Raw genomic sequence first — 21,307 nt, forward strand, 5'->3', positions numbered from 1 at the left:
ACGTGCAGTGGTACGGCGAGAACGGGAAGACGATCTTCTTCCAGAACGAGAAGGCGTACGACGCCCCCAACCAGGCCGCCGTCCAGAACGGCGACGTCAAGGGCTACGCCGCCTACAAGGTCGCCGACTCGGTCACCACCCACGAGGGCTGGGGCATGGGCAGCTACTGCTACTTCAACGTGGACCCGACCATCCAGCAGCACCACGGGTTCCAGGCGCCGGTGAAGCCCGGCGTGAAGTTCCACGACCTGCTCGTCGTGTCACTGGGCGGCAAGGGACAGTACGAGCACGTCATCAACGACACCGGATCCCCGACCTCCGGTGACACCACCGTCCCGTCACAGGTGGTCTCCTTCCCGTAGCCGTGAACGGAGCCGTGAACGGAGCCGTGAACGGAGCCGTGAACGGAAAGAAACGGGGCCCGGTCGCTGCTGCGGCCGGGCCCCGCCTTTGCTGCGGCACCGGTCAGACGTGCAGGGCCAGCGCGCCCTTCGCCTGCAGGGTCGCCGTGACGGCGCCGTCGTCGCCGACCTGCACCGTGTTGCCGTCGCAGGCCTCCGGTGCGGCCTGGGCCACGTTGCAGTACGTACCTGCCGGCAGCGAGGTGGCGAACGTCTGCTGGAGCTCACCGTCGCCGTTGTTCAGGGCGACGAAGCCCTTGTCGCCGCGGCCGAAGGCCAGGGCCGTGGAGCCGTTGTCCCACCAGTCCGTCAGTTCGGCGCCCGCCGTGGCGTTGTGGAAGCCGACCATGCCGGTGACGGCCTGCTGGGCGTGCACGCAGGTCCAGCCGCCGCTTGCGCAGGTGGCGGAGCCGCCGTTCGGCGGGCCGGCGTCCTTGTCGGACCACGCGTAGCCGGAGAAGACGTTCGGGGATCCGTAGGGAGAGGCGAGCATGAAGACGTTGGCCAGGGTGTGCGTGGCACCGTCCTTGTAGGTCAGGGTGGAGCCGTTGCGCTCGGTGTCCCAGTTGTCGACGAACGTACGGGCCTTCCCGCCCGGAAGCTTGCCGTCGGCGACCGACTTCAGCCCCGCGATGCTGCCGCCCTGGAACGCGCTCTTGAGGTGCCCGCCGTAGCGGAACTCGTCGACGTCCCCGATCCCTGTGTACTCCTCGGGCTGGACGGCCTCGCCGCCACCGTGGATGACTTCGGTGACCCAGAAACCCGGATCCGTCATCCTGCCCTTGATCGCCGCGATGTCGTCGGCGGCCATGTGCTTGGCCGCGTCGACACGGAATCCGTCCACTCCGAGGGAGCGCAGGTCGGACAGGTATCCGGCGATCGCCGTCCGGACGGCGTCGCTGCCGGTGTCCAGGTCGGCGAGGCCCACGAGTTCACAGTTCTGGACGTCCGCACGGTCGCCGTAGTTGCTGATGTCCTTGCGGCAGGTGTGGAAGTCCTGGTCCTGGAAGAGGCCGGGATAGGTGTACTTGGTGTAGTCCGTGCCGCCCGTTCCGGTACCGGAACCGGACGACATGTGGTTGATGACGGCGTCGGCGACGACCTTCACCCCGGCCGAGTGACATTGCTCGACCATGGAAGCGAAGGCCGTACGGTCACCGAGCCGGCCCGCGATCTTGTAGCTGACCGGCTGGTACGAGGTCCACCACTGGTCGCCCCGGATGTGTTCGGTGGCGGGCGAGACCTCGACATAGCCGTATCCGGCCGGGCCGAGGGTGTCCGTGCAGGCCTGGGCGACCGAATCGTACTTCCACTCGAAGAGGGTGGCGGTGACGGTCTTCTCGCCCGGTGGGGTCGCCTGGGAGGCCCAGGGGGCGAGGGCGGCGATACCGCCGGCTGCGAGCAGGCCCGCCAGTGTTGCGCGAACGGCGCGGGAACTCAATTGCGGCTCCTTCTGTCGCGGGTACGGGCAGAGTCGCCCGTACCCGGCGTCGGCAGCCACGCGCCCGGCTGCCGTGGGGGGACTTCGGAGCCTGCCTTCCTGGTGGTGAACACGTCAAGAAGGTACGCAATACTTTGCCGATGATTTCTGAAAGACCTTGCAGTGATGCCCCGTTGACGAAACGGGACGTCAGGAGTCGGACCAGGCAGATAGCCTCACCGGCCGGCCCGGGGCCCTAGGGTCTTTCGTTTGGATCATGCCGGGCTCGCGGGGTCCGGCCTGATCCGAACGAAAGACCCTAGAGCCAGCCCTTCTCGCGGGCGATCCGGACGGCCTCCGCCCGGTTGCGGGCCGCCATCTTCTGGATCGCCGTGGAGAGATAGTTGCGTACGGTCCCCTGCGAGAGATGGAGCGCACCGGCTATTTCCGCGTTGGTGGAGCCGTCCGCCGCAGCACGCAGTACGTCGCGCTCGCGGTCGGTCAGCGGGCTCGCACCGTCGGCGAGTGCGGCAGCCGCAAGAGCCGGATCGATGACCCGCTCGCCCGCGAGCACCTTGCGTACCGCTGCGGCGAGTTGGGACGCCGGCGCGTCCTTGACGAGGAACGCGTCCGCGCCCGCCTCCATGGCCCGGCGCAGATAGCCGGGTCGGCCGAAGGTGGTGACGACGACGATCCTGACGCCGGGCAGCTCCCGGTGAAGCTCGGCGGCTGCCTCGATGCCCGTGCGGCCCGGCATCTCGATGTCGAGGAGGGCGACGTCGACGCAGTGCTCGCGGGCGGCGTCCAGCACCTCGTCCCCGCGGGCCACCTGGGCGACCACCTCGATGTCCGGCTCCAGACCGAGGAGCGCCGCGAGGGCCTCGCGCACCATGGACTGGTCCTCGGCGAGGAGGAGTCTGATCATGCTCATTCCGTGGATCCTAGGCCGGATCCGACCGGGACGCGGAGGGTCAGTGCGAAGCCCCTGTGCCCGTGGCCGGCCCTCCACCGCCGACCGGTCCCGGGACGAGCGTGCCCTCGACCGCGGCCAGCCGCTCGGCGGTGCCGGTGAGCCCGTTGCCCGCCTTCGGGTCCGGGGCGCCCCGGCCGTCGTCGGCGACGACGAGTTCGAGCAGGGGCCCGTCGAGGGTCTGGCGCCGGGTGAGGGTGATCGTGCAGTGCCGGGCGCCGCTGTGGCGCACGACGTTGGTCACCGCCTCCCGTATGCCCCAGGCGAGCACCTCCTCCGGCTTCCGAGGCAGGTCCTCGGGGGCATCGGCCGGTATGTCCGCGGTGATACCGGCTGCGGCAAGTGCGGTACGGGCTCCGGCCAGTTCGCCGGGCAGGGTCGGGTTGCGGTAGCCGGTGACCGCACTGCGTACGTCCACGAGGGCCTGTCTGCTGACCCGTTCGAGTCCGGGCGATTCCGGCGCGGGCCATTGTCTCGCCCACCGGGTACGGCCGGGGATGCAGAGCGGCGGCGAGACCGACGAGCTCGGCGACCGTGACGTCCTCCATCAGGCCGCCGGACTGCAGCATCGCCCCGACCCGGCCCGCCGCGATGGCCTCCTGCGGGCTCATGCCGAAGAGCCGGACGGTGCCGGAGTCGGGGTGCCGCAGCCCGAGGAGCAGGTCGAGGGTGGAGGACTTCCCCGCGCCGTCGGGGCCGAGCAGTGCCACGGTCAGGCCCGGGTACAGGCCGAGGGTGAGTCCGTCGACGGCTCGTACGTCCCCCGTACGCCTTGCTGACGTGGTCGAAACTCACCACGGCCGGGCCATCGGCCATGTGTTCGGCGGCTGTTGTTGTCATACGTCCAGCCTGGCCCGGACCGCGGTCCGGGCGGCAGTGCCGCCGGTCGTCATCCGGGGATGACAGATGCCATGCGGGGGACACGGCACCGCCCCTGCCCGGAATCCGGACAGGGGCGGCTGCAGGGGTGGCGTCCGGTCAGCCCTCGCCGCCGAGGTCGATCGCGACGGTGCGCTGCGCGGAGGTCTTGCCGAGCAGCGCGGTCTGCATGGCTTGAGCCACGTCAGAGGCGCTGACCTGGTGCTTCGTACCGTCACCCTTGGTGATCATGACGCCGTCGAAGACACCGTCCAGCAGGGCGTCGATCGCCTCCCTGTCGTAGACCTCGACCAGCTTGCCGTCGACCGGCTTCATGGACAGGATCTGCGGCAGCGACCTCGCCGGGCCGAAATCGATCTTCTTGGAGCCTGCCTTGATGGTGACCAGCCCGGACATCGCGGGCTCGGCGAAGTCCTTCATGGCCCGGTCCAGTTCGGCCTTGTCGATCGTGGGCTGGGTGGTTGCGACGGGCAGTTCGACGACGGCGGGCTTACCGGTCTGGACCTGCGCACGGTAGGCATCGCGAACGGAGATCATCGACCGGTTGACGTCCAGTGCCTTGCCGGTCCTGCCGGGGACGGCCACGGCCTTGTTCGGCTCGAATTTGATCGTGCCGTCGTTGGCGGATCCGGAGACGCCCGCCAGGTCGGTCAGCGCGACCCCGAGCTTCTCCTCGTCGACCGGGATCACCGGGTCGGCCGGGCGTGCCCCGCCGAACAGGGAGCCGATCACCGAGACCGGGTTGTAGTCGCTGCCCGCGGCGCCTCGGACGGTCTCCTGGCTGTCCAGGGTGAGACCGGCCTTGTCCGGGGCGAGCTTCTGCTCCTTGCCGTCCACGGAGAGCTGGAGGGGCGCCTGGGCGCGCTTCCCGAGGGCGGCCTCGAGCTTGGTGACCGCCTCCTCCTTCGTGCCACCGCCGATGTCGACGCCGAGGACGGTGGTGCCCTTGGGGACCTCGGAGTGGTTCATCAGCAGTCCGGCGCCATAGGCGACGCCGAGCAGCACGACGACGCCCGCGCCCAGGAGGACCAGCTTGGATCGGCCCTTCTTGGCGGGCGGCGCGGCCTTCGGTACGGGCCGGGGTGCGGGAGCCTGGGAGGCCGGACCGGCCGGCCCGCTGCCCATGGGCCCGTCGGACCCCAGGTCGGTACGCGGGCCGCCGGGAGCACCCGGGCTACCGGGGAACGGTGAACGGGACTCCGGCGGGACGACGGGGATGCCGCTGGTGAGCGTGTCACCGGAGACATGACCGGCGGAGCCGGGCGCCGGGGCCGCGGCCTGCGGCGTCAGGATCGCCGTGTCGTCGGACATCCGGGGCGGTACGCCGCCGGGGCCGCCCGGGCCGGACGGACCACCGGGACCGAACGGACCACCCGGGCCGGACGGACCACCGGGGCCGAACGGACCGCCCTGGCCGCCGGACGGACCGCCGGGCCTGGGCCCTGCCGGACCGCCGGGACCTGCCGGGCCGCCCATGCCGGGCATGTTGTCGAGATTCGGCGTCAGGGACGAACTTCCCGTGACCGGACCGGTGGTCGGCCCGGACGGACCCGGTGTGCGCACTCCGAGATTCGGCGTGGGACGCGGGCCACCGGGGCCGTCCGCATCGAACTCGTCGAGAGCGCTGCGCCCGGGGCGCGGGGTGCCCGCCGGCGGACCGTCCGAGAAGTACGGCTGGTCGGTGCGGGGCGGTGTCGGCGCCGGACCCTGTCCGCCGCCCGTTCCGCCGCCCGTGGAGGACGGACCGGCAGGGGGGCCGGACGGGCCGGGGGCCGCCGCTCCGGGCGGCGGGGTCCTGCGCGGCGCGAACCAGTCGCTGCCGCTCTTCTCCTTGGCCGGCTTCTCGGCGGACGCCTCGGCGGCCCGGCCGTCCCGCGCATCCGGGCCGGAACCGCCACGCTCGCCTGCGCCTGCCGCGCCACCGGAGGACGGCGCGGGCGCGCCGGGCCTCGGCATGCTGCCGGTGCGCTCGGCGTCCGGTCGGCCGGAGGTGCCGGTGTCACTCATCGGCGTACGCACGACGACAGGCGGGATCGGACGCGAACCCGGGATGTTGATCCGGATGCGCGTCGTCAGCGTCGTCTCGGTTCTGGGCTCCTCGGACTGAGGCGGATCCACAGGTTCCGGAGTCTCCTCCGGCCCGTCCTGAGACGGGTGCAGCGACGGATACTGGCGTGATCCGTACGGCGGCGTACCCGACGGGTACGCGGCTCCGCCGTGCCCCTGGGGCCCGGAGGACGAACTGTCAGTTTCACGACTCAAAGCAGGTTCTCCCGATTGGCTCCGCCGCCCGTACTTCCCCCATGCCGCAGGCCAGGGGACGGCTCGGCGCGCGCACCACCATACTGGCCACCGCCGACAGACTCTCCGCCCCGGGGGAAACAAGGATGCACCCGTCGCTTTCGAGGGGGGCAATCCGGGAGCGGATGTAGCACATCACGTGCCAGGTCGGCCGGTGTTGGTGGCCGAATATGGCAACCGCGACATGGTGGCACAGATCACAGCGACACCCATGCCGCCGAGCATGAAGAGCGTCAGACCGAGCTCGTCGCCGAAGACGTAGTCGCCCTCGGGGCGGCCGCTGAGCAGGACGATCACGGCGATGAACCAGCCCACGGCCGGTGCCAGCGCGCCGAGCTGGGTCCGGGCGAGTACCCGGCCCCCGTAGAACAGTCCGGCCGACGCGGCGAGTGCGAGCAGCAACCCGCCCGGGAACAGGCCCGCTTGGACGAGGGTGCCCGCAAGCCCGACGACGGCACCCAGTACCGCGAGACCGACATACAGGGCGATCCGCGCGGGGTTGAGGGGTGCGGCGAGACCGGTCGGCTCGGGCCCCCTGGGCGGCGCGTTGCTGCGCGGCGACTGCGACGCGGCCCGCTGTCTCTGCCTGCTGCTCATACCTGTGCTCCCGGTGCTGCCGCCACGTCCGGCACGCCCGCGAAGAGGTCGTGCTCCCGGGCATCATCGTCCCTGCCGCAGGCCCCGCGCACCAACTGGTAGTACTCGGTGGTGAAAACGGGCTGCCCCAGGTCGTTCGAAAGGGCGAAGAACGGCCCCTCCACGGCGATCTGGGTGGCATGCGCCCTCATCGCCGCGGTCTTCGCCGCTGCGTACTCCGAACCGTCGATCTCCGCAGTGATCTCCGCGTCGTCCACCACGCCGGGTACGTCGTCGACGGCGGCGATCCCCGGGAAGGCGTCCGGGGCGGCATCCCGCAGCCGGGCGAAAGCCTCCTCGGCCACGGAGCGGGGCACCCGGTTCCAGTAGATCTTCGCAATCGTGTGCGGGTCACCGGGGCCGTCGCCGTACGCGGGATCTGCGGCCAGCTCCGCCGCGCGCATCGCGACGCGGTGTGCCTGGATGTGGTCGGGGTGGCCGTAGCCGCCGTCGGGGTCGTAGGTGACCAGGACCTGGGGGCGCACGGAGCGGATCACCTCGACGAGATGCCCGGCCGCGCCGTCCAGGTCCGCGTCCCAGAAGGCACCGGGCCTGTGGTTCTGCTCGGTGCCCATCATTCCGGAGTCGCGGAACCGGCCCGGTCCGCCCAGGAAGCGGTGGTCGGTGACCCCGAGCTCCCTCATCGCGGCGGCGAGTTCACCGACCCGGTGGGCGCCCAGGGCGTCGTCCCGGTCCGCGGCGAGGTGCGCCAGGTCCGGTGGGATGACCTCGCCCTCCTCGCCGAGGGTGCACGTCACCAGGGCGACGTGGACGCCCTCGGCCGCGTACCTGGCCATGGTGGCGCCGTTGTTGATCGACTCGTCGTCGGGGTGCGCGTGCACCAGGAGCAGACGGCGGGCAGGAAGGTCCTTCATGGGGCCACCCTACGAGCCCCCCGCCGTGCGGAGGGACTCCCCCACGGGCCGGGGAACCCGACAGGCCCGCCACGGCCGTCGCGTGCGCACCGCCCGTCAGAACTTGATGCCCCCGATCATGCCTGCCACATTCGACGTCACCTCCGAGATGGTCGGCGCAATCGACGAGCTCGCAAGATAGAACCCGAGCAACATGCAGACCACCGCATGTCCGCCCTTCAGTCCGGATTTCCGGATCAGCAGGAAGACGACGATCGCCAGCAGCACCACCGCCGAAATCGAGAGTGCCACGGCGGTTCACCTCCATCAGTACGGTCGGGACGGGCAGCACACATGGAGCCAGCAGGTTCATACCCACCGAGCGCTACGGATCATAACTATCCGTGCCAACGCATTGATCGGGGCACAGCAGCACGAGGGGCGCACGTGCGGCTCCCTCCGGGCTAGGTTCGGGGCCATGACCTCGCAGAAGCTGTCCTTCGCCCGCCAGCACGCCCGGACCCAGCGGTTCACTCTGGGCGCACCCCGGGCCTTCACCGTCTCACCGGATGGGACGCGGGTGATCTTCCTCCGCTCGGCGTCCGGCACGGACCGGACGAACCGCCTCTGGGTGCTGGACCCGCAAACCGGCGAGGAGCGCGTCGCCGCCGACCCCGAGGCCCTGCTGGGGGGTTCGGCGGAGAAGCTATCGCCGCAGGAGCGGGCCCGGCGCGAACGGGTCCGGGAGGGTTCGGCGGGCATCGTCGGCTACGCGGTGGACGAGGCGGCCGAGTTGGCCGCGTTCGCCCTCTCCGGCAAGGTGTACGTCGCCGAGTTGCGGGCCGGCACGGCGCGCGCACTGCCGGTCCCGGGCCCGGTGATCGACCCCCGCCCCTCCCCGGACGGCAGGCACATCGCCTATGTCACCCGGGGCGCACTGCGGGTCGTAGGGGCGGCGGGCGACGGAGACCGTCCCCTCGCCGAGCCGGACGACGCGCACACCTCGTACGGCCTCGCCGAGTTCGTGGCGGCCGAGGAGATGAGCCGCTACCGGGGCTTCTGGTGGTCGCCCGAGTCGGACCGGCTGCTGGTCGCCCGGGTCGATGACAGCGCCGTCCAGCGGTGGTGGATCTCCGACCCCGCCCACCCCGGAAACAAGCCGGCCGAGGTCGGCTATCCGGCTGCGGGGACGGCCAATGCCGAGGTGCGGCTCTATGTGATGGGCCTGGACGGGACACGTACCGAGATTGTCTGGGACCGGACCCGCTTCCCGTATCTGGCCCGGGTGCACTGGTCCTCGAACGGCGCCCCGCTGCTCCTGGTGCAGGCCCGTGACCAGCGCAGTCAGCTGCATCTGGCCGTGGACACGAAGAGCGGTGCGACTCGTACGGTGCATGTGGACGAGGATGCGGTCTGGCTCGATCTTTTCGCCGGGGTGCCCGCGTGGGCGCCGGACGGGCGGCTCGTGCGGATCGCGGACGAGGGCGGTGCGCGGGTGCTGTCGGTCGGTGACCGGCCGCTGACCGGGGCCCAGCTGCACATCCAGTCGGTGCTGGACATCGGGGAGTCGGACATCCTGGTGTCGGCGACAGCGGGTGAGAAGGCCGCGGATCCGGAGACCGGACAGAGCCACGTGTACCGGGTCAACGAGCTGGGCGTCGAGCGCGTTTCCGAAGGCGTGGGGGTGCACTCCGCGGTGCGTTCGGGCGGGGTGACGGTCCTGCTCTCGGCATCTCTGGAGCACCCGGGAACGGCGGTGCGGGTGATGCGGGACGGCAAGCAGACCGCCACCGTGGCCAACCACGCCCAGGAGCCGGTCCTGACGGCCCGGGTTCAGCTGACGGAGGGGGGCGCACGGCGGATTCCGTGCGCCGTGCTGCTCCCCTCCGGCTACCAGGACTCGGACGGCCCTCTTCCCGTTCTGATGGACCCGTACGGCGGTCCGCACGGTCGCCGGGTGGTGGCCGCGCACAATCCGCATCTGACGTCCCAGTGGTTCGCCGACCAGGGGTTCGCCGTGATCGTCGCGGACGGCCGGGGAGCGCCGGGGCGTTCGCCCGGCTGGGAGAAGGCGGTCAGGGACGACTTCGCCCTCACCCTGGACGACCAGATCGAGGCCCTGCACTCACTGGCCGGGCGGTTCCCGCTGGATCTCTCGAAGGTGGCGATGCGCGGCTGGTCCTACGGCGGCTATCTCTCGGCGCTCGCGGTGCTGCGGCGCCCCGATGTCTTCCACGCAGCTGTCGTGGGCGCCCCGGTGACGGACTGGCGGCTGTACGACACCCACTACACGGAGCGCTATCTCGGCGACCCCACGGCGCAGCCCGAGGTGTACGCCTACAACTCGCTGGTGACGGACGAGGGGCTCTCCCGGGCCGCCGACCAGGTACGGCCGATGATGATCGTCCACGGTCTGGCCGACGACAACGTGGTCGTCGCCCATGCGCTGCGGCTGTCCTCCGCGCTGCTGTCGGCGGGACGACCGCACGAGGTGCTGCCGCTGAGCGGGGTGACGCACATGACCCCCCAGGAGCAGGTCGCGGAGAATCTGCTCCTGCTCCAGGTGGACTTCCTCAGGCGGTCGCTGGGGCTGACGCCCGCGTAGGCGTCACCATGCGGGCGGCGGGGACGAGGGCGGCGGAGGACCGAATCCGCCGCCCGGCGGCGGGCCGTAGCCGGGGCCGGGCGGTTGGGCCTGTGGGTAGCCGTACCCCGGGGCGGGGCCCCCGCCGGGCCCCTGCGGGTATCCGTAGCCGCCGCTGCCCGGCGGCGGGCCGTAACCGCCCGCTCCGTAGCCGTCGTAGCCCCGGCCGCCTCCGTCCACGTCCTCGAAGCCTCTGCGGGACAGCACGATCAGTCCGGTCGCCCCGGCGAAGGCGAGGAAGAACGAGGTCAGCACGATGAGCTGGTACTCGCTCCCCAGGTCTCCGAAGCGGTCGAGCATCTCGTGGTGAAAGGCCCGGGCGATCCCGAGGCCTCCCGAGAGCAGCAGGAACGCCGCGGCGATCATGCCGAGCGGCCGGGCGTGGACGGCGTGGAAGAGCGCGGTGAACGCCACGACGAGGCAGAGCACCGCGAGCGCCACGCTGCTCCAGCCGGGCGGAGCGCTGATCAGTTCGACCCGGACGGCGTTCCCACCGATGAACCAGTCGGGATACAGCGCCGAGGGCAGCGTGACGAACTGGCGGATCTCCCAGGCGATCAGCACGGCGCCCGAGGCACCGAGCACCAGGAAAGCGGTGACCGCGGCTCCCTGGCCGGGCCGGGTCGGCCTCGGTTCGTAGGAGTCCGCGGCCGGCCTGCGGCCCGCCGCACCGGTGACGATCAGCGCGAGTCCGGCGGCCAGTGCGACGAAGGTGCCGAGCAGGGCGCGGGTGCGCAGTTCGTCGCTGTACCGCCCGTCCATCCAGGAGGCGCCGGTGGTCCAGACGCCGGGCAGCCGCAGGGCGAGCGTGACCACGCCGGTGGCGACCAGTGCCGAAGCGGCCACCGAGGAACGCAGAGCGGCGGTCGTGGCAAGGGCGTACACGGCGAGGAGCACGATGTCCGCCTGCGCCGTCGCGGGGAGCGCTTCCGGCCGGGCGTCGGTGTAACCGGCCCAGTAGCGAAGCAGGTCCAGCGGATCGCCGGCCGCCCGGATGTCCCGCACGATCCAGCCCGCGACGATGACACCGAGTACGGCACACAGCACCGCACCGGTGATTCTGGCTCCCCGGGTGAGTATCACCCCAGCGATACTCCACCGCGGCCCGCCGATGAACAAGGGGACCTGTGGGGAAAGGCGGGGAACGGGAAACCGGCCGGGGCGACGTGATGAGCACCCCGGCCGGTTCACGGCACCCGCACGGCCGTACGTTCTTCATGGTGGTGCGTTCGTATATCGGTGTGGCGACAGTCAAGTTGCCTCTGTGTTAACGAATGTGATGCCCTTTTATCATTTCTTGTCGCCCGGGTCGTCCTTGCGCAAGGACGGCGGGGCATCCTTGTGCAAGGACGGCGGGGCGTCCTGCGGCTCGGGGGTCTCCAGCAGCCCCTCCGGCGGCACCACCTGCTTCTCCTCGGCGAAGTGACAGGCCGAATCGTGCCTGGCCGGCGTGTCCGTCTCCCGGAAGACCGCGGGGACCGCCAGCAGCGGCACCTCCAGCTCGCACCGCTCCTGCGCCTTCCAGCAACGCGTACGGAAGCGGCAGCCGGACGGGATGTTCGCGGGGGACGGGACGTCACCGTGCAGAATGATCCGCTCGCGGTACTCCCGGGCCGTCGGGTCCGGCACCGGAACGGCGGACAGCAGCGCCTGGGTGTACGGGTGCGTGGGGTGGTCGTAGATCTCCTCGTCGGTGCCGATCTCGACGATCCGGCCGAGGTACATGACGCCCACCCGGTCCGAGATGTGCCGGACGATCGACAGGTCGTGCGCGATGAACAGGAAGCTCAGACTGAACTCCGCCTGCAGCCGGTCGAGCAGGTTGACCACCTGGGCCTGGACCGACACGTCGAGCGCGGACACCGGTTCGTCGGCGACGATGATCTCCGGGTTGAGCGCGAGGCCGCGGGCGATGCCGATGCGCTGGCGCTGACCGCCGGAGAACTGGTGCGGATACCGGTTGATGTACTCCGGGTTCAGACCGACGACATCGAGCAGGTCCTGCACCTTCTGGCGCCTGCTCCCCTTGGGTGCCACCTCGGGGTGGATCTCGTACGGCTCCCCGATGATGTCGCCGACGGTCATGCGGGGGTTCAGTGAGGTGTACGGGTCCTGGAACACCATCTGGATGTTGCGGCGCACGGCCTTCAGCGCACGGCCCGACAGCTTGGTGACGTCCTCGCCCTTGTAGCGGATGGCGCCCCCGGTGGGCGGCTCCAGGTGCACCAGCATCTTGGCGACGGTCGACTTGCCGCAGCCGGACTCGCCCACGATGCCGAGCGTCTCGCCCGCCGCCAGGTCGAAGTCGACCCCGTCGACGGCCTTGACCGCGCCGATCTGCTTCTTGAAGAGGATGCCCCGGGTCAGTGGGTAGTGCTTGACCAGGCCGCGCACCTCCAGGATCGGGTCGCCCTCCGCGTACGGCCGCGCAGGGCCGCTCTCGCGCACCTCGGAGACCAGGGTGGAGCCCCCGGTGGTGACGTCCTGACGGCTCGGGTCCTCAGCGGGCATCGAGCGTCTCCTTCCAGAAGTGGCAGGCGCTCCGGCGGGTCTCGTCCACGGTGTACAGCGGCGGTACGTCCGTACGGCACACGGCCTGGGCCATCGGGCAGCGCGGGTGGAAGGCGCAGCCGGGCGGGATGTGCAGCAGGTTGGGCGGCAGCCCCTTGATCGCGTACAGGTCCTGGCCCTTCTGGTCCAGGCGCGGGATCGACCGCAGGAGGCCCTTGGTGTACGGGTGGGCGGGCGCCTTGTAGATGTCGTGGACGGGCGAGGTCTCGACGATCCGGCCCGCGTACATCACGGCGATCTTGTCGGCGACGTCGGCCACCACACCGAGGTCGTGGGTGATCAGGATCAGGCCCATGTTGAGCTCGCGCTGCAGTTCTGCGAGCAGCTCCATCACCTGGGCCTGGACCGTCACGTCCAGGGCGGTGGTCGGCTCGTCGGCGATGATCAGCGCGGGCTCCAGCGCCATCGCCATGGCGATCATGATGCGCTGGCGCATGCCGCCGGAGAACTGGTGCGGGAAGTTCCCGACGCGCTCCTTGGCCGCCGGGATGCGCACACGGTCCATCAGCTCGATGGACTTGGCCTTCGCGTCCTTGCGGGACATCCCGCGGTGCACGACGAACATCTCGCCCAGCTGCTGCCCCACGCTCAACACCGGGTTCAGCGAGGACAGCGCGTCCTGGAAGATCATGGCCATCTCCTGGCCGCGGACCTTGCGCCGTTCCTCGCCCTTGAGCTTCAGCAGGTCGCGGTCCTTGAAGAGGATCTCGCCCCCGCTGATCTTCCCGGGCGGCATGTCGAGGATCCCCATGATCGCCTGGGCGGTGACCGACTTGCCCGAGCCGGACTCGCCGAGAACAGCGAGTGTCTCGCCCTCGGCCACCGAGTAGTTGACCCCGTTGACGGCCTTGGCCACCCCCTCCCGGGTGTGGAACTCCACGTGCAGATCGCGCACTTCGAGCAACATGGCAGCGGGCTCCTCAGCGCAGCTTGGGGTCGAGGGCGTCGCGCACCGCGTCGCCGAGCATGATGAAGGCGAGCACCGTGATCGCCAGCGCCCCGGCGGGCCAGAGCAGCATGTGCGGCGCGTTGCGGACGTACTGGGAGGCGGCGGAGATGTCGATGCCCCAGGAGACGGCCGGCGGCTTCAGGCCGACACCCAGATACGAGAGGGTCGCCTCCAGCGAGATGTACGTACCCAGCGCGATCGTCGCGACGACGATCACCGGGGCGATGGCGTTGGGGGTGATGTGCCGCAGCATCATCCGCGAGTTGGAGGCGCCCAGCGCCCGCGCCGCCTGGACGTAGTCGTTCTGTTTGACGGTGATGACCGAGCCTCGTGCGATACGGGCGATCTGGGGCCAGCCCAGCAGCACGATGAAACCGATCACCGGCCAGACGGTGGAGCTGGTGACCACGGAGAGGAAGACCAGGCCGCCGAGGACGACCGGGATGCCGAAGAAGACGTCCGTGATGCGGGAGAGGACGGCGTCGCCCTTGCCCCCGAAGAAGCCGGCGAGGCCGCCCAGCACGCCGCCCAGCAGCGAGACGCCGACCGTGGAGCAGACGCCGACCGTGACCGAGGTGCGTGCGCCGTACACGGTGCGGGTGTAGACGTCGCAGCCCTGTCCGTCGAAGCCGAAGGGGTGACCGGGCTGGGAGCCCTCCTGGGCCTTGCTCAGATCGCAGTCGAGCGGGTCGAGGTCCGTGATCAGCGACGGCCAGATCGAGATGATCACCAGAAAGAGAATGACCAGCGCCGAGATGATGAAGACCGGGTTGCGGCGCAGATCACGCCAGGCGTCGGACCACAGGCTGCGGGGCTTGCCGGCGGGGCCGGTTCCTTCCGGGCCGCCGGGCGTCTTCTCCAGGGTGGTGCCCTCGTCCACCGCCAGGTCCATCGCACCGCCGGCCCCGGCCCCCGAGATCGCTTCGTCCCACGGCTTCTGCTGCTCAGGCATAGCGGATCCTCGGGTCGAGTACGGCGTACAGGAGGTCGACGATCAGGTTCGCCGCGAGGAAGACGAGGACCAGCACGGTGACGAACCCGACGACGGTCTGGGTGTTCTGGCGCAGGATGCCCTGGTAGAGCTGGTAGCCGACTCCGTGGATGTTGAAGATGCGCTCGGTGACGATCGCCCCGCCCATCAGGGCGCCCACGTCCGTACCGATGAAGGTGACGACGGGGATGAGGGAGTTGCGCAGCAGGTGCCTGACGACGACCCGGCGCCGGGGAAGCCCCTTGGCCACGGCGGTACGGACGTAGTCGGAGCGGGCGTTCTCGGCGATCGAGGTCCGGGTGAGCCGGGTGACGTAGGCCAGGGAGACGGAGGCCAGGACGAGGCCGGGGACGATGAGTTCGTCGAGCGGCGCCTCGGGGGAGACGGACGGCTTGATGATGCCCCACTCCACACCGAGGAGGAGCTGGAGCAGCAGACCGGTGACGAAGGTGGGTACGGCGATGACGACGAGGGTCAGGATCAGGACCCCGGTGTCGACGGGCCGCCCGCGGTGCAGTCCGGTGACGACGCCGAGGCTGATGCCGATGACGATCTCGAACACGATCGCGACGATGGTGAGCCGGATGGTGATGGGGAAGGCGGTGGCCATCAGCTCCGTGACCTTCTGCCCGTTGAACGCGGTGCCGAAGTCCCCGGTGAAGATGTGGCCCATGTAGGTCAGGTATTGCTGCCAGACCGGCTTGTCGAGACCGAACTCGGTGCGCAGCTGGGCGGCGGTCGCGGGGTCGCACTGGCGGTCGCCGCAGAGGCCCGCGATGGGGTCGCCCATCACGTTCACCATGAGGAAGATCAACAGCGTGGTGCCGAAGAAGACGGGGATCATCTGCAGCAGCCGCCGGATCACATAACGTCCCATGAAGGGCTCCGGGGGTCGGGGCGAACAGCGGAGGGACCCGGAAGCCGGGCGGCCGGTGCGGTGGGCCGCACCGGTTGCCCGGCTCGGGTCACTTGACCTTGATCTGGTCGTACACCGGGACGCTGAAGACGTTCAGGGCGACGTTCTCGACCCGGTCCGAGTAGCCGGCGCTGCCGTTCTGGTACCAGAGCGGGATGACGGGCATCTGATCGGCGAGGATCTTCTCCGCGTCCTGGAACGTGCTGACGGCCGTGGCCTTGTCGGCCTCGGCATTGGCCTTGTTGACCAGGCCGTCGAACTCCTCGTTGCTCCACTTGCCGTCGTTGGACGGGGCGTTGGTGAAGTAGAGCGGCTGGAGGAAGTTCTGGATGAGCGGGTAGTCCATCTGCCAGCCCGCACGCCAGGCGCCGGTCAGCTTCTGGGTGGAGACCTGGTTCCGGAAGTCGGCGAACGTGCCGACCGGGCTGCCGACGCAGGCCTCGTTGTTGCCCATGACGTTGTTGATGCTGTTGCAGACCGCGTCGACCCATTCCTTGTGGGAGCCGGTGTCCGCGTTGTACGAGATCTTGAGCTGGCCGCCGGGGATGCCGCCGCCGTCCTCGATCAGCTTCTTGGCCTCCGCCTTGTTGTACTCGCACGGGGAGCCGCACAGACCTTCCTTGAAGCCGCCCTCCTCACCGAGGACCGGGGAGGTCCAGTCGGAGGCGGGGGTGCGGGTCTTCTGGAAGATCTGGTCGGTGATCTGCTCCCGGTTGATCGCCATCGACAGGCCCTGCCGGACCTTGACCGCGTCAGGCGTGTTCCAGGCCTTCACGTAGAACGGGAAGGCGAGCGTCTGGATGATGCCGGCCGGGGTGTTGATGTACCGGTCCCCCAGGTCCGCCTCGACGTTCTTGAGCTGCGAGGCGGGAATGTCGTCGACCAGGTCGAGGTTGCCCGCCGTCAGGTCGGTGTAGGCGGTGTTGTTGTCGGTGTAGACCTTGAGGTCGATGCCGCCGTTCTGCGCCTTGTCCGCACCGGGGTAGTCGTCCCACCTGCGCAGGTTCATCGAGGAGCCCTTGGCGTACGAGTCAACGGTGTACGGACCGTTGCCGATCGGCTTGGAGAGCCAGGCGTCGTGGTCCGAGTAGAAGGCCTTGGGCAGCGGCACGAAGGCCGCGTAGCCGAGGGTGTCGGGCCAGAGCGAGAACTTCTGGGACAGCTTGACCGTGAAGGTCGTCGGGTTGACCACCTTGAGGCCGGCGAGGGTGTCGGTGGCGGCCTTGCCCGCCTCGGGATGGGCCTTGTCGTAGCCGTCGATGTAAGCGAAGAAGTACGCGTTCTTCTGGTTGTTCTTCAGCGCCGCGCCGTAGTTCCAGGCATCCACGAAGGACTGCGCGGTGACCTTCTCACCGTTGCTGAAGGTCCAGTTGTCCTTGATGGTGATGGTGAAGTTCTGCGAGTCGGTGGACTCGATCTTCTCCGCGATCTCGTTCTTGGCCTCCCCCGTCTTGGCGTCGTACCGCACGAGCCCCCGGAAGAGCATGTCGAGGACCTTGCCGCCCTGCACCTCGTTGGTATTGGCGGGCTCCAGCGGGTTCTGCGGGTCGCCCCAGGAAGAGCTCACGATCCCGTCGGCGCCACCGCTGCCACCACCGCTGTCGTCCCCGCCGCCGCAGGCCGTCGCTGCCAGGGCGACGGCGACCGCGCATGCGGCCCACCTGGCCTGTGTGGCTCCGCGCATGGAGTGCCTCCTAGGGGTCCATTGAGTGACTCACTGCCTTATATCACCCCATATGACCTCCTTTCGCATGTTTACCTCCGCCGCCCGTGGCAGGCCGGGAAGCAGTAGGCTTTCACCGCCACCGATCGAGGGGTCCGGAGCCTGCCCATGACGGGAAAGCACATGACGGCCCCTCCGGCCACCGGCTCGATGAGCTCACGGGAACCTGAACAGGTCACCGGTGGACTGATCATCTTCTTGAACGGCACCTCGAGCTCGGGCAAGTCGAGCCTGGCCGTGGAGCTCGCCGGAATCCTTGACGGACCGTGTTTCCACATGCCCGTGGACGCGTTCCACGCCATGCGGTCGAAGCCGGAGCTCACACCGGACCAGCTCCCCGTCGTCCTCAGACGCACCTGGATGGGATTCCATCGCGCGGTCGCCGGCATGGCCGCGGCGGGCAACAACATCATCGTGGATCACATCCTGAGCGAACCGTGGCGGCTTGACGACTGCCTGGACCTGTTCGCCCCTCAGGACGTCGTGCTCGTCAAAGTGCACTGCCCCTTGCCGGAGCTGGAACGCCGCGAGAAGGCGCGCGGAAACCGTCCGGCTGGGCTGGCCGCCCTCCAGTTCGACCGTGTCCATGCCCACGGCGTCTACGACATCGAGTGCGACACCAGCAGTGCGAGCCCCTTGGAGTGCGCACACCTGATCAGGGACTTTCTTCGCCACCGGCCGCGTCCGACCGCTTTTGAACGTATGCGGAAGACCTGATCAACCGGTCCGGCGGCCGGACACGAAGAAGCGGCCTTCGCCCTGAGCATGCGTCCCATGAGGGAACGCACATTCAGCGCGAAGGCCGCAGATTCTTACGATCACGCGACAGCCGGGCTCCACCGGAGCCAGGCCGTTCTACTTCTCGACCGCATTGTCCTCGAGCCGGGCCAGTGCCGGGTCGAGGATGATGTCCCCGCCGCGCTTCTCGGTCGTCGGGTCCTCCGGGAAGTGGCAGGCGGTCAGGTGACCGTCCCGGCTGCCGGAGATCTGGACGAGAGGAGGCTCCTGGGTGGCGCACTTGTCCTGCGCCTTCCAGCAGCGCGTGCGGAACCGGCAACCGGACGGAGGCGAGATCGGCGAGGGCACGTCTCCCTCCAGCCGGATGCGCTCCCTGCTCCCGCTGTCGACGTCCGTCTCCGGCACCGCCGAGAGCAGAGCGTGGGTGTAGGGGTGCCGGGGCCGGTTGTAGAGGGAGTCGCGGTCCGCGACCTCCACGATCTTGCCCAGGTACATCACGGCCACGCGCTCGGAGAAGTGCCGCACGATCGCCAGGTCGTGCGCGATGAACACGAAGGCGATGCCCATCTCCTTCTGCACCTTCTGCAGCAGGTTCACCACCTGGGCCTGGATCGAGACGTCGAGGGCCGAGACCGGCTCGTCGGCGATGATCAGCTTCGGCTGGAGCGCCAGGGCGCGGGCCACACCGATGCGCTGGCGCTGGCCGCCGGAGAACTCGTGCGGGAAACGGTTGTAGTGCTCGGGGTTGAGACCCACGAGCTCCAGCAGCTCCCGCACCCGGTTCTCCCGGCCCCCGGCGGGCTTGATGCCGTTGACCTCCATCGGGCTCTTGATGATGGTGCCGACGGTCTGCCGCGGGTTCAGCGACGAGTACGGGTCCTGGAAGATCATCTGGATCTCGGACCTGATGGGCGCCAGCTGCTTGCGGCCGGCGTGGGTGATGTCCTTGCCGTCGTAGGTGATCTTTCCGCCGGTGGGCTCCAGCAGCCGGGTCATCATCCGGCCGGTGGTGGACTTTCCGCAGCCGGACTCCCCGACGAGGCCGAGGCTCTCGCCCTCGTACACCGTCAGGTCGATCCCGTCGACCGCCTTGACGGCGCCGACCTTGCGCTTGAAGGGAAACCCTCCGTAGATCGGGAAGTGCATGGCCATGCCCTCGACGGAGAGCAGTTCGCGTCGTTCACGAACTTCATCCGTGGAACCCTGCTGTTCAGGCAGAGTGACGTTCTCACTCATTGTCTCTGCGTCTCCCTAGCCCAGCCGGGGCTTGATGTGATCGATGAAGATGGTCTGCTTCTGCTCCGGCGTGAGGTGGCAGGCCGAGGCCCGCCCGTCGCCCAGCGACGGCCGCTCGCCACTGCACCGCGAGCCGCTCACCTTGTCGGTGAAGGCGCAACGCGGGTGGAAGGCGCAGCCCGACGGCGGGTTGAGGAGGCTCGGCGGGGATCCGGGGATCGGCATGAGCGCCTCGCTGATGTCGCCCCCCAGGCGCGGCATCGAGCTCAGGAGACCCCAGGTGTAGGGGTGCTGAGGAGCCCGGAGGACCTCGCGCACGCTACCGCGCTCCACCGCCCGTCCGGCGTACATCACCAGGAGGTCGTCCGCCATGTTGGCGATGACACCCAGGTCGTGGGTGATGAAGATGATCGCCGACCCGAACTCCTGCTGGAGGTCCTTGAGCAGGTCCAGGATCTGGGCCTGCACGGTCACGTCGAGCGCGGTGGTCGGCTCGTCGGCGATCAGCAGTTCGGGGTCGCACATCAGCGACATGGCGATCATCACGCGCTGGCGCATGCCGCCGGAGAACTGGTGCGGGTAGTCGTCGAAGCGCATCGTCGCCTGCGGAATGCCGACCTTGGTCAGCATCTCGACGGCCCGTACCTTCGCCTCCTTCTTGGAGGCGCCGGTGTGCTTGCGGAACGGCTCGATGAGCTGGCGGCCCACCGTGTAGTACGGCGAGAGCGCGGTCAGGGCGTCCTGGAAGATCATCGCGGCCTTGTTGCCGCGGAGCTTCTCCATCTCCTTCTCGGAAGCCTTGGTCAGGTTCTGGCCGTCGAGGATGATGTCGCCCTCGACCGAGGAGCTCTGGGGATTGTGCAGACCCAGAACCGCCAGGTTGGTCACGGACTTTCCGGAGCCCGACTCACCCACGATGCCCAGCGTCTTGCCACGCTCGACGTCGAAGGAGAGTCCGTCGACCGCGTTGACGATGCCGTCCTCGGTGGAGAACCTCACCCGCAGGTCGCGTACCGAGAGGAAGGCCTCGGGCCCGGTCGGGGCCGGAGTGTCTTCGGTCTTGGTCAGTGTGGTCACGGTCGTTCTCCTAGGCGAGGCGCACGCGCGGGTCGATGTAGGCGTAGGCGAGGTCGACGACGATGTTCAGGAGCAGGATGAAGAAGGCTCCGAACAGCATCACTCCCATGGTCACCGGAAGGTCCTTGGTCAGCGAGGAGTCCACCGCCAGACGCCCGATGCCTGCCAGCTGGAAGGTGAACTCGGTGACGACACCACCGGCGAGAAGTCCACTGAGGTCCATGCCGAGGATGGTGACGATGGGGGCGAGCGAGCCTCGCCAGGCGTAGCGGAAGAAGACGTACCGCTGGGGCATGCCCTTGGCACGCGCGGTGCGGACGTGCTCTTCCTGGAGCTGCTCGATCATCGTGGAGCGCGACATACGGGTGTACTGCGCGGTGAAGATCGTCGCCATGACGACCCAGGGGATCAGCAGGGCGATGGCCCACTTGACCGGGTTGTCGAGGAACGGGACGTACTTCGGACTTTCCATCCAGCCCGTGCTGAAGACGAAGATGCCGAGGACGATCGGACCGAGGAAGTAGATCTGGAACGAGCTGAGCACCATCGACGCGCCGCTGACAACCTTGTCCAGGACGGTACCGCGCTTCCAGGCCGCGAGCATACCGGAGCCGAGACCGATCACCAGGAAGATCACCAGGCCACCGACGGTCAGCGACAGCGTCAGCGGGAAGCGGTCCATGATCGAGTCCCACACGAAGTCGCCGGTGCTGAAGGACTGCCCCAGGCACGGAGCCGAACAGTGCCCGATGGCAAAGTCACGGCCGACGACGATACCGCGCATGAACTCCCAGAACTGCGTGGTGATGGGCTGGTCCAGGCCGAGGTTTTCACGGATGACCGCAATGTTCTCCGGCGAGCAGTTCTTGCCGCAGGAGAGCTGGGCGAAGTCCTGGGGGACTGTGTAGAACAGGAAGAACGTGAAGGCGCCGATCAGGAACATGATGACGACTGCGCCGGTCAACCTGCGGATGAGGAACTGAAGCATCGCGGGAGGCTGC

At 69.1% G+C, this 21,307-nt stretch carries 18 protein-coding genes and 2 pseudogenes; 3 read left to right on the forward strand and 17 right to left on the reverse strand.

Annotation, left to right across the window (positions count from 1 at the left end; all coding sequences use genetic code 11):
* Positions 1 to 362: pseudogene (locus tag ACFWBQ_RS22100) on the forward strand (coagulation factor 5/8 type domain-containing protein); the annotation flags it as partial.
* 103 nt (positions 363 to 465) lie between these two features.
* On the opposite strand, the gene ACFWBQ_RS22105 reads toward ACFWBQ_RS22100, so the two are convergent.
* The 8 genes and pseudogenes from ACFWBQ_RS22105 to ACFWBQ_RS22140 form a co-directional block, all read right to left on the reverse strand.
* Positions 466 to 1,842: an alpha-amylase family protein gene (locus ACFWBQ_RS22105; RefSeq protein ID WP_385491603.1), complete on the reverse strand. Its 1,377-nt coding sequence runs from the start codon at positions 1,840 to 1,842 to the stop codon at positions 466 to 468.
* Positions 1,843 to 2,140: 298 nt separating this feature from the next.
* The gene (locus ACFWBQ_RS22110; RefSeq protein ID WP_385491606.1) at positions 2,141 to 2,752 is read right to left on the reverse strand and encodes a response regulator; all 612 of its coding nucleotides are present in this window, start codon (positions 2,750 to 2,752) and stop codon (positions 2,141 to 2,143) included.
* 40 nt (positions 2,753 to 2,792) lie between these two features.
* On the reverse strand, positions 2,793 to 3,209 hold the full coding sequence (locus tag ACFWBQ_RS22115) for a sensor histidine kinase (RefSeq protein ID WP_385492128.1): 417 nt from the start codon (positions 3,207 to 3,209) through the stop codon (positions 2,793 to 2,795).
* A gap of 31 nt (positions 3,210 to 3,240) precedes the next feature.
* Positions 3,241 to 3,631, reverse strand: a pseudogene (locus tag ACFWBQ_RS22120) (ATP-binding cassette domain-containing protein); the annotation flags it as partial.
* A 138-nt stretch (positions 3,632 to 3,769) separates the two neighbouring features.
* Positions 3,770 to 5,932, reverse strand: coding sequence for a hypothetical protein (locus ACFWBQ_RS22125; protein ID WP_385491608.1), 2,163 nt, complete (start codon positions 5,930 to 5,932; stop codon positions 3,770 to 3,772).
* A 174-nt stretch (positions 5,933 to 6,106) separates the two neighbouring features.
* A complete protein-coding gene (locus ACFWBQ_RS22130; RefSeq protein ID WP_385491611.1) occupies positions 6,107 to 6,568 on the reverse strand; it encodes a DUF6113 family protein in 462 nt (153 codons plus the stop codon).
* Positions 6,565 to 7,482: an N-acetyl-1-D-myo-inositol-2-amino-2-deoxy-alpha-D-glucopyranoside deacetylase gene (mshB, locus tag ACFWBQ_RS22135; protein ID WP_385491614.1), complete on the reverse strand. Its 918-nt coding sequence runs from the start codon at positions 7,480 to 7,482 to the stop codon at positions 6,565 to 6,567. The genes ACFWBQ_RS22130 and mshB overlap by 4 nt, the downstream gene beginning before the upstream one ends.
* 96 nt (positions 7,483 to 7,578) lie before the next feature.
* The gene (locus tag ACFWBQ_RS22140) at positions 7,579 to 7,773 is read right to left on the reverse strand and encodes a hypothetical protein (RefSeq protein WP_014154257.1); all 195 of its coding nucleotides are present in this window, start codon (positions 7,771 to 7,773) and stop codon (positions 7,579 to 7,581) included.
* 166 nt (positions 7,774 to 7,939) lie between these two features.
* Between ACFWBQ_RS22140 and ACFWBQ_RS22145 the strand changes: the two genes are divergently transcribed.
* Entirely contained in the window at positions 7,940 to 10,066 is a 2,127-nt protein-coding gene (locus tag ACFWBQ_RS22145) for an alpha/beta fold hydrolase (protein WP_385491617.1), read from the forward strand.
* A 3-nt stretch (positions 10,067 to 10,069) separates the two neighbouring features.
* Here the strand turns inward: ACFWBQ_RS22145 and ACFWBQ_RS22150 are convergent, their stop codons facing one another.
* The 6 genes from ACFWBQ_RS22150 to ACFWBQ_RS22175 all read right to left on the reverse strand — a co-directional run bounded on the left by ACFWBQ_RS22150 (position 10,070) and on the right by ACFWBQ_RS22175 (position 17,216).
* A complete protein-coding gene (locus ACFWBQ_RS22150; protein ID WP_385491619.1) occupies positions 10,070 to 11,188 on the reverse strand; it encodes a hypothetical protein in 1,119 nt (372 codons plus the stop codon).
* A gap of 207 nt (positions 11,189 to 11,395) precedes the next feature.
* On the reverse strand, positions 11,396 to 12,616 hold the full coding sequence (locus tag ACFWBQ_RS22155) for an ABC transporter ATP-binding protein (RefSeq protein WP_385491622.1): 1,221 nt from the start codon (positions 12,614 to 12,616) through the stop codon (positions 11,396 to 11,398).
* Positions 12,606 to 13,583, reverse strand: a complete 978-nt coding sequence (locus ACFWBQ_RS22160; protein ID WP_385491625.1) for an ABC transporter ATP-binding protein — start codon at positions 13,581 to 13,583, stop codon at positions 12,606 to 12,608. The genes ACFWBQ_RS22155 and ACFWBQ_RS22160 overlap by 11 nt, the downstream gene beginning before the upstream one ends.
* Before the next feature lie 13 nt (positions 13,584 to 13,596).
* The gene (locus tag ACFWBQ_RS22165) at positions 13,597 to 14,577 is read right to left on the reverse strand and encodes an ABC transporter permease (RefSeq protein WP_385491628.1); all 981 of its coding nucleotides are present in this window, start codon (positions 14,575 to 14,577) and stop codon (positions 13,597 to 13,599) included.
* Entirely contained in the window at positions 14,570 to 15,493 is a 924-nt protein-coding gene (locus tag ACFWBQ_RS22170) for an ABC transporter permease (RefSeq protein ID WP_385491631.1), read from the reverse strand. The genes ACFWBQ_RS22165 and ACFWBQ_RS22170 overlap by 8 nt, the downstream gene beginning before the upstream one ends.
* An 88-nt stretch (positions 15,494 to 15,581) precedes the next feature.
* Positions 15,582 to 17,216, reverse strand: a complete 1,635-nt coding sequence (locus tag ACFWBQ_RS22175) for an ABC transporter substrate-binding protein (protein ID WP_385491634.1) — start codon at positions 17,214 to 17,216, stop codon at positions 15,582 to 15,584.
* A 189-nt stretch (positions 17,217 to 17,405) separates the two neighbouring features.
* On the opposite strand from ACFWBQ_RS22175, the gene ACFWBQ_RS22180 reads away from it, so the two are divergent.
* Positions 17,406 to 17,972 carry a chloramphenicol phosphotransferase CPT family protein gene (locus tag ACFWBQ_RS22180; protein ID WP_385492102.1) on the forward strand — a complete coding sequence of 189 codons (567 nt, stop codon included), beginning with the start codon at positions 17,406 to 17,408 and terminating at the stop codon, positions 17,970 to 17,972.
* A gap of 138 nt (positions 17,973 to 18,110) precedes the next feature.
* Here ACFWBQ_RS22180 and ACFWBQ_RS22185 read toward each other — a convergent pair whose 3' ends face one another.
* The 3 genes from ACFWBQ_RS22185 to ACFWBQ_RS22195 are packed head-to-tail and all read right to left on the reverse strand — an operon-like array spanning position 18,111 to position 21,294.
* Positions 18,111 to 19,229, reverse strand: coding sequence for an ABC transporter ATP-binding protein (locus ACFWBQ_RS22185; protein ID WP_385491637.1), 1,119 nt, complete (start codon positions 19,227 to 19,229; stop codon positions 18,111 to 18,113).
* A 15-nt stretch (positions 19,230 to 19,244) separates the two neighbouring features.
* A complete protein-coding gene (locus tag ACFWBQ_RS22190) occupies positions 19,245 to 20,306 on the reverse strand; it encodes an ABC transporter ATP-binding protein (RefSeq protein ID WP_385491639.1) in 1,062 nt (353 codons plus the stop codon).
* 10 nt (positions 20,307 to 20,316) lie between these two features.
* Positions 20,317 to 21,294 (reverse strand): ABC transporter permease, encoded by a 978-nt coding sequence (locus tag ACFWBQ_RS22195; protein ID WP_385491641.1) that lies wholly within the window; start codon positions 21,292 to 21,294, stop codon positions 20,317 to 20,319.
* Between the last annotated feature and the right edge of the window lie 13 nt (positions 21,295 to 21,307).

Origin of the sequence: Streptomyces sp. NPDC060035, from assembly GCF_042736635.1 — a bacterium.
Taxonomy (GTDB): Bacteria; Actinomycetota; Actinomycetes; order Streptomycetales; family Streptomycetaceae; genus Streptomyces.

Coding starts and splice junctions, on each gene's coding strand:
- ACFWBQ_RS22110 (WP_385491606.1), bottom strand. CDS start 2,752: ATGAGCATGATCAGACTCCTCCTCGCCGAGGACCAGTCCATGGTGCGC.
- ACFWBQ_RS22130 (WP_385491611.1), bottom strand. CDS start 6,568: ATGAGCAGCAGGCAGAGACAGCGGGCCGCGTCGCAGTCGCCGCGCAGC.
- mshB (WP_385491614.1), bottom strand. CDS start 7,482: ATGAAGGACCTTCCTGCCCGCCGTCTGCTCCTGGTGCACGCGCACCCC.
- ACFWBQ_RS22145 (WP_385491617.1), top strand. CDS start 7,940: ATGACCTCGCAGAAGCTGTCCTTCGCCCGCCAGCACGCCCGGACCCAG.
- ACFWBQ_RS22155 (WP_385491622.1), bottom strand. CDS start 12,616: ATGCCCGCTGAGGACCCGAGCCGTCAGGACGTCACCACCGGGGGCTCC.
- ACFWBQ_RS22160 (WP_385491625.1), bottom strand. CDS start 13,583: ATGTTGCTCGAAGTGCGCGATCTGCACGTGGAGTTCCACACCCGGGAG.
- ACFWBQ_RS22165 (WP_385491628.1), bottom strand. CDS start 14,577: ATGCCTGAGCAGCAGAAGCCGTGGGACGAAGCGATCTCGGGGGCCGGG.
- ACFWBQ_RS22170 (WP_385491631.1), bottom strand. CDS start 15,493: ATGGGACGTTATGTGATCCGGCGGCTGCTGCAGATGATCCCCGTCTTC.
- ACFWBQ_RS22175 (WP_385491634.1), bottom strand. CDS start 17,216: ATGCGCGGAGCCACACAGGCCAGGTGGGCCGCATGCGCGGTCGCCGTC.
- ACFWBQ_RS22180 (WP_385492102.1), top strand. CDS start 17,406: ATGAGCTCACGGGAACCTGAACAGGTCACCGGTGGACTGATCATCTTC.
- ACFWBQ_RS22185 (WP_385491637.1), bottom strand. CDS start 19,229: ATGAGTGAGAACGTCACTCTGCCTGAACAGCAGGGTTCCACGGATGAA.
- ACFWBQ_RS22195 (WP_385491641.1), bottom strand. CDS start 21,294: ATGCTTCAGTTCCTCATCCGCAGGTTGACCGGCGCAGTCGTCATCATG.